Here is a 2639-nt window from a genome sequence, read left to right on the forward strand (position 1 = left end):
AACCTTCAAATACAATTCCACGGTGAATATCCCCATGCCCTCCCATCAAATGAAAGGGCAAAAGTGGCCGACTTTTACGCCGCCCGCGACAACACAACGCCGCCGCTACCGTGGCCGAGTATTGCTCCGCCGATTACACACAGACGTGTAGTCGATAAGATTGGTCAGTTGTCGATCGACTTGGAGCGGCGGCTTCCTAGACGGACACAAAATCAATCTGTGCCTGAAAAACGAACACATCAACCGAGACGACCGAAAGTATCGGAGAGTGCAATTGCCGCAGCGCGACAGGCCATCTCGGAACTGGGGCCTCATGCAGATCGTCAAGCACTTCTGTCACGAGCCGATGCGATCTGGGAGCGCGAAAGCTGTGTCATGCGATGATTTGATGCCCTGTGGATATATTGTAATTAAGGGTACAGAAACTGCCGAAAAAGCGTCCAATCCGCGGAATCTGATTAATTAGGGTACAGTGACAGTTTCACTCATGTTTCTGAGCCTACCTCAAATATGTCCGATAATGCAACATTATTGGACATAGAAAAGACCTGTAAGGTGGGGCGGTTTCTACACTATATGGTAGCGGAAAGCGCCGCCGTGCGATAGTCTTGTGGCATGACCTACCAGCCAACAGCTATCGACGACCACTCAAACAACTTACCGCACCTGCCCGCCTGGGTCACGTCCGGATATGCGGAAACCCTTGAAACTGTGGCCTTTCGGTCAGGGGCTGCGCTGACCGTGCTCGACCAGCTCGTCGGCAATGCGCGGCATGGCGTCCCGATGAAACTGCTGGCGAATCGGCTGGCGCTGAGCGCCGCAACCGCGACCTCGAAATTGGAAGGGCGGATGGCGCTGGTGGCGGATATCCGCGACGCTTACCACTTGGCTCCCGCCGGTGAGGCGCGGGGTCCGGATGGCGATCTCCTGGCGTTCTGGCGTGCGGCAGCGCGCCTGCAGGCAGGCGGGACTGGCGAAATCGCCGACCTGATCAGTGCCGACTTCGTGGGCGAGGTGGGTGTCTGGTTGGATGCGGGACAAGACCGGGCCCGAACCCATGGACCGCTGGCGGGCTGCGTGGCCGTCCTGCAGGCCGTGCTTGAGGTCGACGACCGGGCGGAACGGGTTGCCTGCCTGCTCTCGGATATTGTCTTGGCGCGGGCTTTGAACTGGAAGACGGTTTTGCCGGTCACGTCGCAGCGGCTGCCAAAGGCCGCGCTGCGCAACCTGACGGCGAACGGGCAGGGGGCCGACTTGGCAGTTCAAGCACAGATTTTGGAGAGTTTCGAAGAGACCATCAGGTTGGCACGCGATCTGGCCCGCCACGCCGATGCGCTGCGGGTCATTGCGCCAAAGCTGCGCGCGAAAGGATCGGACGCGGCAGTTGATCTGTTTCTGACCGAGGATGCCGTGGCGCCGGCCTCGATGCTCTCGCCGCGTATCCGGGGCACCAACATGCCGATGACCTCTCGCGCCGCGCGGCGGTTTTGCGACCGGCTTGTCGAGCTTGGAGTGGCGCGGGAATTGACCGGGCGGCTGACCTTCCGCCTCTACGGTATCGCGCCATGACGACCGCCACCAAGAAACGGAACCCGTCGGAAGAGAGCGACGTCTTTGACCGGGAACTCGACGACCTGCCACAGGAGCTGCGCTGGCGCGAGTGGATGGGGCGGGTCGAGGCGGTGCTCTTTGCCAGCGCGTCGCCGGTTAAGCGCGAGGATCTGGCCCTCGTGGTGGGGCAGGGGGCCTCGGTGGAGATGCTGATCGAGGACGTCCAGGCCGAGCTGACGGGTCGTCCTTACGAACTGGCCCAAGTGGCCGGCGGCTGGATGTTCCGCACTCGGGCGCAGTTTGCCGATGCGATCAAGGCGGCGGCCGATCTCGGAGAGCAATCGCTGGCCTTCACTGAAATGGAAATGGGTGTGCTCTGCGCCATCGCCTATCACCAGCCGATCGATCGGACGGGCCTCGCTGACATCTTTGGCAAGGAGGTCAGCCGCGACCTGCTCGCCCGGCTGCGCTACAAGGACCTGATCACCAGCGGGCCCCGGTCACCGCGGCCCGGCGCACCGCACACATTCGTGACGACGGCGAAGTTTCTGACGACGTTTGATTTGCCGACATTGCGGGACTTGCCCGAGTTGGATTTGGCTGTTGGAAACGCAGATGAGGCGACGCGGACAGCGCGGGTCTGAGGCTCGTCGCTTTCAATTGGTCGGGCTTTGACTTTCAAACAGTCGGAGGTAAGAGCAGGTTTTCCGTACAAATGCACAGTAGAGTTTACGTGTGTTTGCACGTGTTTGAGTTATAGGATTGACTTCTATAGCTCAAAAATGCTCATTACGTGAGTTATAGGAAGGAATTCTATAACTCATGGCATGGAACTGGCAGATATCCGGTTGGCCGGATTTCCGGTATGACGATGCAGAGCTTGCGCCACTCGAGCAGCGCTTCCTGATGTCGTCGGGCGAAGTTCTGGGTGCCGTCCACCATGTCAACCCGTCAGAACGTGATCAACTCCGCATCGACCTGCTGAGCGATGAAGCCATGAAAACCAGCGCCATTGAAGGCGAGATGCTGGACCGGCGCAGTGTGCAATCCTCGCTGCGCAGACATCTCGGATTAGAACCCGACAGCTA

General features: G+C 59.6%; 4 protein-coding genes. All 4 read left to right on the forward strand.

The annotated features are described in order from the left end of the window. A partial coding sequence (locus ACFWW2_RS00375) for a hypothetical protein (RefSeq protein WP_393925381.1) occupies positions 1-384 on the forward strand: 384 nt, incomplete at its 5' end. 231 nt (positions 385-615) lie between these two features. Then, positions 616-1569, forward strand: a complete 954-nt coding sequence (locus tag ACFWW2_RS00380) for a DUF1403 family protein (protein ID WP_393925382.1) — start codon at positions 616-618, stop codon at positions 1567-1569. Continuing rightward, complete coding sequence (scpB, locus tag ACFWW2_RS00385) at positions 1566-2195, forward strand: SMC-Scp complex subunit ScpB (RefSeq protein WP_393925383.1); 630 nt, start codon at positions 1566-1568, stop codon at positions 2193-2195. The genes ACFWW2_RS00380 and scpB overlap by 4 nt, the downstream gene beginning before the upstream one ends. 178 nt (positions 2196-2373) lie before the next feature. Further along, positions 2374-2639: DUF4172 domain-containing protein (locus ACFWW2_RS00390; protein ID WP_393925384.1), on the forward strand; the 266-nt coding region annotated here is incomplete at its 3' end.

The sequence above is a fragment of the Yoonia sp. R2-816 genome, from assembly GCF_046762905.1.
Taxonomy (GTDB): Bacteria; Pseudomonadota; Alphaproteobacteria; order Rhodobacterales; family Rhodobacteraceae; genus Yoonia.

What these genes read in the sequence shown, in the direction of transcription:
- ACFWW2_RS00380 (WP_393925382.1), top strand. Translation starts at nt 616, where the DNA reads ATGACCTACCAGCCAACAGCTATCGACGACCACTCAAACAACTTACCG.
- scpB (WP_393925383.1), top strand. Translation starts at nt 1,566, where the DNA reads ATGACGACCGCCACCAAGAAACGGAACCCGTCGGAAGAGAGCGACGTC.